This window comes from Oleiphilus sp. HI0117, assembly GCF_001635235.1.
In genome coordinates, this window is sequence record NZ_LWGA01000767.1 from 1 (window position 1) to 7393 (window position 7393).

4 protein-coding genes are annotated in these 7393 nt (G+C 39.1%); all 4 read left to right on the forward strand.

What is annotated here, in order from left to right:
- Positions 1-456: DNA phosphorothioation-dependent restriction protein DptF (gene dptF, locus A3757_RS12410; RefSeq protein WP_068739707.1), on the forward strand; the 456-nt coding region annotated here is incomplete at its 5' end.
- A 1-nt stretch (position 457) separates the two neighbouring features.
- Positions 458-1843, forward strand: coding sequence for a DNA phosphorothioation-dependent restriction protein DptG (gene dptG, locus A3757_RS12415; protein ID WP_068739709.1), 1386 nt, complete (start codon positions 458-460; stop codon positions 1841-1843).
- On the forward strand, positions 1824-6917 hold the full coding sequence (gene dptH / locus A3757_RS12420; RefSeq protein WP_068739711.1) for a DNA phosphorothioation-dependent restriction protein DptH: 5094 nt from the start codon (positions 1824-1826) through the stop codon (positions 6915-6917). The genes dptG and dptH overlap by 20 nt, the downstream gene beginning before the upstream one ends.
- Entirely contained in the window at positions 6910-7335 is a 426-nt protein-coding gene (locus A3757_RS12425) for a hypothetical protein (RefSeq protein WP_156506297.1), read from the forward strand. The genes dptH and A3757_RS12425 overlap by 8 nt, the downstream gene beginning before the upstream one ends.
- The last annotated feature ends 58 nt before the right edge of the window (positions 7336-7393 follow it).

The following is a 7393-nucleotide window of genomic DNA, read 5'->3' on the forward strand; positions in this document are numbered from 1 at the left end:
AAAAAAGTTCTGCGTACTTTCTACGACGACGTTATTTTCGCTGCGATTAACAAGCATGCGAATAGGAATGCTCCTTATCTTTCAAAAGATGAATTCTATATATCTTCTCATGGCGGATGTGATCTAGCATCTGAAATGGAGCTCAGTGTTGTTTATAAGTCTATCGAAGAAGATCTAGGAAAAGACCTTGCTGCTTTTAATGTCTATCTAAAGGTAAATGAACATACTTTAGCTCCCATACCTGTAAGCGTGAATTTGCTGTCATTAATGTTAGATATTTGTTTGGGCTATCGACCAAACAAACATGACAAAAATAGTATTGTTTTGCTGGATGAACTTGTCGTCAAAATTACAAGAATGGCCAGTCTGTCAAAAGTACTTTTCTTATATTCTGGAGATGAGCGTCTCAAACTAAAAGAAAATTCAGACAACGAAATTAGAGTGAGTGGGTTATAAGATGTCGATACTTAAAAAAGATCTCACAGTTACCAATATTAACTCTCTAAATGGCTACTTTCCCGTTAGAACAAGTAATAGTGAAGATTCTTTCGATTGGGAGATTGCTAAGGGCATAGTTGTTCGAAACATGTACCGAAAGATTGTTTCACCAGCTTTAACTAAGCCGATAGAAGGTGAAGATGGGAGTAAACAGGATCAAAGTTTTGCTCAGTTCCGAGAAATTTGTCGGGATGACTTTTTAAAGCGTATCGATGAAGAGGATCTGTGGCCATACTTAGAAAAAATGTACTTTGCCAATGATGCGTTCTTTGATGTTGCTCCTGAAAGTTTGTTGTTCAAGATTACTTCGTTGAAAGCAAGTAACCCCAAAAATAGATTAGGTGACCTATATTCAAGTCTAATGGGTGGGTTTTATTTGAAGAACCCTATTCGTATCCAACGCAACTTTCTCGAACAACAGGTTGTAGATTCTTTGCGTGATCCTAAGGTGCTTGAAGATTTTACCGATAGGCGAGTTTCAAAAGGGGTTTACGAAAAGCCCTATTTACCATTTTTGACTCATCTGTTCAGAACTGACCTTAAATTCTTGGCTGATCGACCCAAATACCTTTTGGAAAAATTAGAAGATCTTCTAAAACTGTATGGGTATTTATATACAGCTCAACTAGCTCTAAATATCAAAGGGTGGCGTTCGTTAAGTGAACCGGATTCCAAACCACTGTATTTCATTATGGAAAACGAGACTGCGAGTAAGGAGCGAACTGATCTCGTCAAAAACGGTCATCAACGGGTTTCAATATTACTTGAAAACTTATTTCCATATTTAACTATGTCAGAAGGATTACAAGACCCGAATATTGATGCCAATGAGCATAGACTGCCTTTATGGGAGTTTGCATCTAAGTTATCAGAAGAAGATAGCCCTGCTTTGGCAGCGTACGCAAAGGCTTTTGCGTGCGATAGAAGTAAAGACCCTGATTATGAGTTTCCATATGAAATGTCTAATCCTGACCCCCTCCATTGGTTAAAAATTCTGTTGGAGCTAGCGCTTCGCCAGTTTGATAAAGGTGAATCCAGAGCTGCTGCACAAGGTAAGTTTATTAAAGCAACTGAAATAGAGCTTTGTAGTACTTTCGTAAAAAATCGTGGCCAGGTAGGTAAAGTATTGGTTATGAATCAAGATTACTTGGAGTTGGTTACTAACTTGGCGGTCGGAGAAAATGACAAGTTAAGATTTCATGAGCTCTTACAAGAGTTTGAAGCGCGTGGTATTTACTTTGATAAACAAACTCAACAGTCACTGATCCAGTTTTATGAGCGTGTAGGAAATGTTGAACGAATGAGCGATAGTGGAGATGCAGTATATGTACGTAAAACAGTTTGAGGAATTTATTGCATCCCATTTCTTGGATTGGGCAGAACATAATATTGTTGCGGGTTTCCGTTATCAGTTTCAGTCTCCGAATATAGATAACAGTACTCAGTTATATCATGCGTTTGTTAATCCTTCATTTGCGAAAGGCGTTATAAATGTCGAAGGCCACAGCTTAGCTTATCTTACCTGTGGAAATGTGAAATTGATTCCTGTTATTCAGAATGAGGGAGAAGGCATTGGATACACCGAAAATTTTATTTCTTTTTTAAGGGATAAGGTATCTGATCAGAATGGTGAATTTCTCAATAGTGCATTGTTTATTATCCATAACAGTTTACTCGACACACTAGTTAACAGTGCTCAGGATCTGACCGCAGAAGATTCCGTTTTTGATCCTGCTTTTATCAAGGCTTCTCTCTCAGAGTTAATTGATGAAAAAGATGCTCCAGAAGGTAAAGAAGTTTCAAAAATCTTATTAGATTATCAGTTTGATTTAATTCTCGAAGATAAAGGAAGCATGTTTGGCTTCTCCTCACTATACACAGCCATCTCAGACGGAAACATAAGGTTTAACGAAATCGGTTTGCTAAATGACCCAGCGATTCTTGCCATGAGCGGACAGGAAGAGCAGGTGCGTAAACGACTTGATAAGAATAGAGAGCTTTACGATCAAATTCAGGATGTATTAGAACATTACCCTGATCAGTTAGAAGATAATCTACCTGACCTCGGAGAGGCTTTCATAAAGAAGAACTTTAGGCAGGAAGATCCTGACGCATGGAAGTTGACGACTTATGATGAATTCAGGAAGGAGCAAGATAACAATCGAGAACAAAACCTAGAGATTAGCTCTGAAAGCTCAGCGACATCTAGGCTTATAGTTCGTACTAAAGGAGAAAGTAAGTCAGTTCAAAAAGAACGTCACATGTTACTAGTTGTAGATGAGAACAGAGATGACTTTGATTTAACTATAGAGTTTGTCGGTGGCAAAGTTACAAAGAGTGAAATTAGAGTAACGGATAAATGTAAAGAAATAAGTTATGCCAACAATGTAGTACTCACAGGCGGCTCAGTAAATACTTCCCTGGTTGTCACAGGGAAGGTTCGTGAGATGCCGCGATTCTTTATGATTAGTCTTGATAGGAAAAAAACCTCAGAGAAGTTTAAATTTAAGTGTTTAGTCGTTAAATCTGGCCAATTTAATACAGAGGCGATTGAAAATAGTTTCGTGGTGAACCCTCAAAAGCAGCTTGTAACACTTCAAACGCAAGATACTGAGCTAGATATTTCTGTATCTGATCTTCAGAGTAAAGTGAACCTCGAAACTGTGGGGCAGCGATTTTCTGTCTTAGAGCATGGTGTTGTCGATTTTGCATTATTGTCTAACGAGGTCGATCGAATATTATTCGACGTTGTTAATGGTGGAGCCAAGTTGACTTTTGAAGTAGAGGGCGCTGCGCCAACAGAGGTTCTTACGTTACCACTTATTTTTGACCAATCTCGTGGTGCTAAGCTGTTCTCAGATTCTTTGGTTGGTGTATTCAGACGAACAAAACGACGAGTCTATATTGAGAACAAGGAAGTGAAAGGTCAAACTCAGGCTATTGGGTTATTAGACTTGGAAGCTAGCCTAATTGATCATGACCTACTCTATAGTAACGATAAAACTGAAAAAGAAATTTCACTAAGTGAAGTTAATGATGTGGCGCCTAACTTGGCTGAATCATATCGTTTGCTTTACGAATACTATGTAAAAAATAAAACACTTCCATCTTTATGCGGCTGGGGGAATGAATACCGAGCCTTAGTAAAGCAAGTAGTCAGCGCTTATCATGAATATCTGAGTTTAATTCCTCACAAGAGATATTTGGAGGATGAGCAAAAGCTTGTCTTGCAGATTGGTATGATGCATCACGAAGGTGATGAATTTATCTCGCCAGTTCATCCTCTGGTATTATCTTATTACTTGAATCTAGTTGAGTATGTAATCGCTGACGCCTCTAATAGTTTTCATGACCTACCAAAAGTGACACTTGATCGACTAAACCCTCAGGGGTTGCTGCCTTTTGTCTTCGATGCTGAGCATAGTTTCTCGTATGTAAAGGTGCACGAACATAACTGTTTCTGGATGCACTGTGTTCCGCATAAAGACACTAACTATAGTTATGTAACTAAGCTTGTTAAAGACAAAATAGACGAGTTTACCGAGGCGTTTTCCTCCTTATTTGGGAAAAGCAAAGGCATTGATGCTCGCTCTACTTTGATTATTAACTCGGTTAACAATTATGAGAATCATGAGTTATTTCTCGGTGTAGTTGAGCACGTAATTAAGCACAAGAATAAAACAGTCAATATTCATGTGAACGTCTATGATGATTCACTGATTCAAAATGAGTTTGATCGCTTTTCTGATATGTCTAGTTATGACCAGATAAAACAGAGCTATGGACTGAATAAAGGAAAAGCCAAAGATCATGCCGATACAATTGTTGACCTACTAAGAACACGCGTTACTTACAGTAAATTCACGCACGATGAAAGTGATCAACAAGCATACGCGCATTTAACTTTCTTTAGAAATAATCAAAAGGTTAAGGTAATTGACGTAAACCCAGAAGATAAACTATCTGGAATTACCTGCCATGGTTTGATTAATGGAGAGGCTTCAGCGAGTGAGCAAGGAAACTATATAACAGGTTTTGGACTAAAGAATACTGACTTCAAAGGATTGCTGCATGTAGAAATTGCAGAGATGCTTGGTCGACTCATTCGGCCTTCAAGAGAATCAGCAATCGAGTATCGTGATAGTAGTGCGATAGCGTTGGCAGTCGATGATAGGTTTAAGACTCAATTAGAACGCTCTTATGACAGCGCAATTTGGACATCTATTATTGACCCTAAAGTAACATTGGATTTCTTTGAAAACTCCCAAGATATGCTGCTCATACACTATTCGGATCAATATACTAGCTCTGCTAGTTATGATGCGATTACGGTGACACGTCAAACTGATTTGTATGACAAAGTGCTTGAGAAAGAAGAGGGAGGCTTGATAGGCGAATTTAATGCCTTTAATGGAGAGTGGTTATTAAAGATGATCACTGATCCACCGCTTATTCGCAAAGAGCGTAAAGGAATATTAGCAGCGTATAAATTAGTGAGTTGTTTGTTGGCTAATTCTGATATCACTTGGGTACCGATGTCGGCTGCTGAAATGGTAAGAGTGTCCGGAAATATTGGCCTTAAGATGTCAGAGTCAGAGTTTTCTAGGAATGTTCAAGGGTATAAGTCGGGGGCTATTTCTGATGACGTACTGTTTGTAGGGTTCAAAGATCAAAAACTCTACTTGCTGCCTTTAGAGGTTAAAACTGGCGTTAGTTATGACGTTAAAAAAGCAATCAAGCAAGCTCAGGAATTATCGCGCTATTTAAGTGAAGAGCTCCTTAGCGGAGATGGTTTTTCGAGAAAGCTGTATCGAGGGTTGTTCATCCGACAGGCATTAATGCAGATTGATAAGTACGAACTATATTCTATCTATCCAGAGGGGTACTTTTCTCAATTTGTTGATAACAAAGAGTGGTGGTTACAAGGCGACTACGAATTGGCAGGTATCGCTGATTATCCTCGCGGATTTGTTGTAGCTAACCTTCAAGATGACAAGTGCTTAGAAACCAATGTTGAAGAAGTGGAAGGTATACTGAAAATTGAGGTTCCATACAGTTTTCTGCCTAAGACAATTTCAACCCCCCTTAAGACCTTATTGCTCGATACTCATTTGACTGCCGCTGCGCAAGTACCGGAAAAGTACTTTTTAACCCATTCCGAAGCTTGTGAAGTTGTTCAGAATGTTGATCATCAGGAAATATCCGATATCGTCAAAGAAGTTGTTGATGAAGAGCATCAGGAAATTGAAGAGAATATTGAAGTTGAGAGTGTTCAGAAGATTGAACCAACAGAATCTCTAAAAGTACTAGTTGGTCACGAAGTAAAACATGATGAACCAGTTTACTGGGAGCCGACTAATACAGCCAAATTTATGAATACTAACTCAGGTATTATTGGCACTATGGGGACTGGCAAAACTCAATGTACAAAGTCGGTAGTTACTCAGCTATATCGAAACCAACATTTGAATATTGATGCGAAACCTATTGGTTTGTTGATATTCGATTACAAGTCCGACTATGTTGATGATAAGTTTTTATCTGTCACGGGAGGAAAGAAATATAACCTTCATAAGCTTCCCTATAATCCGTTGAGCCTCTTTGGCGATACCCCTATGTTGCCGGTTCATACGGCTAGGGGCTTCTCAGAAACCATGGGGAAAGCTTTCGGCTTGGGGCAAAAGCAGCAACTAAAACTTCGTAAGTTGATTAGTGAGGCCTATGAGCTTGCTGGAATAAGTAAGTCTGATCAATCAACATGGTCTAAGCCAGCACCGACTATTGCAGATGTTTGGAGCTTGTTTATTGATCAAGAGAAGGTCGAAGAAGACTCTCTTTATGCTGCGCTTGAAAGCTTATATGAGCTGGAAATATTCGAAGATGATATTAGTAAATGCACGAGTTTATATCAGCTGATTGATGGAATTAGAGTAATCGAATTGGCTGGTTACCCTCCCCAGATTCAGAATCTCGTTGTCGCATTAACATTAGATTTGTTCTATTCACAAATGCAAAAGCAGGGCAAACCTGAAGTTAGAGGTGACTTCCGTCAGGTGACCAAAATGATATTGGTGGATGAAGCTGATAACTTCATGTCTCAGGATTTCCCAAGCTTACGAAAAGTATTAAAAGAAGGACGGGAGTACGGCGTAGGGGTAATTTTATCGACGCAAGATATTACTCACTTCAAGACCAAAGAGAACGATTATTCGGCTTATATATTGAGCTGGGTTATTCATCGTGTTTCGCAGATCAAGAATCAAGATATTAAATCTCTGTTTAATAAGGACGATAAGGCTGAGCAAGAATACCTGATGAAAACTATACGAGAGCTAGACAAGCACTATAGTCTATACATAGATGGGGATAAAAAGGTTAGTAAGATCAAAGATAAGGCATTTTGGGAGCTGATTGTTTAAAACTATGGCTACGCAGGACTTGATTGATAATTTACAAAGCGATTATGACTCGTTTATGGCTGCTAGTGATGAGTTTCATCTTAAGCTCGCCGAGCGGACAGTGGCAATTAGCCCCAAATATTGGGCAGAGAATATTGATATAATTGAACGTCAAGAATACAGCTGGGTCGAAGTCAAATTTACGGAGCTAGAGCAGCATTTAGTTGCGAATCCAAATAGCGCTAATGGAGTTGGCGTTTATCTTTTTATCGTAAAGCCCGATGTAACCGTTTTTGGTTTACCTGGCTATGTTTACTATGTGGGGATTGCTGGAGAGAACTCTTCAAGGCGTCATCTCAATATGAGGCTTCCGGAGTATTTGCAGTTCTCATCAATCAAGAATGCGTATTCCGCTAAAACTGATCAGCCGTTGCGCTGAACGTGATCACTTGTTTCCCATCCATGCATCGTGAGTTGTCTTTTTACTTCAAGTGATC

What these genes read in the sequence shown, in the direction of transcription:
- dptG (WP_068739709.1), top strand. Translation starts at nt 458, where the DNA reads ATGTCGATACTTAAAAAAGATCTCACAGTTACCAATATTAACTCTCTA.
- dptH (WP_068739711.1), top strand. Translation starts at nt 1,824, where the DNA reads ATGTACGTAAAACAGTTTGAGGAATTTATTGCATCCCATTTCTTGGAT.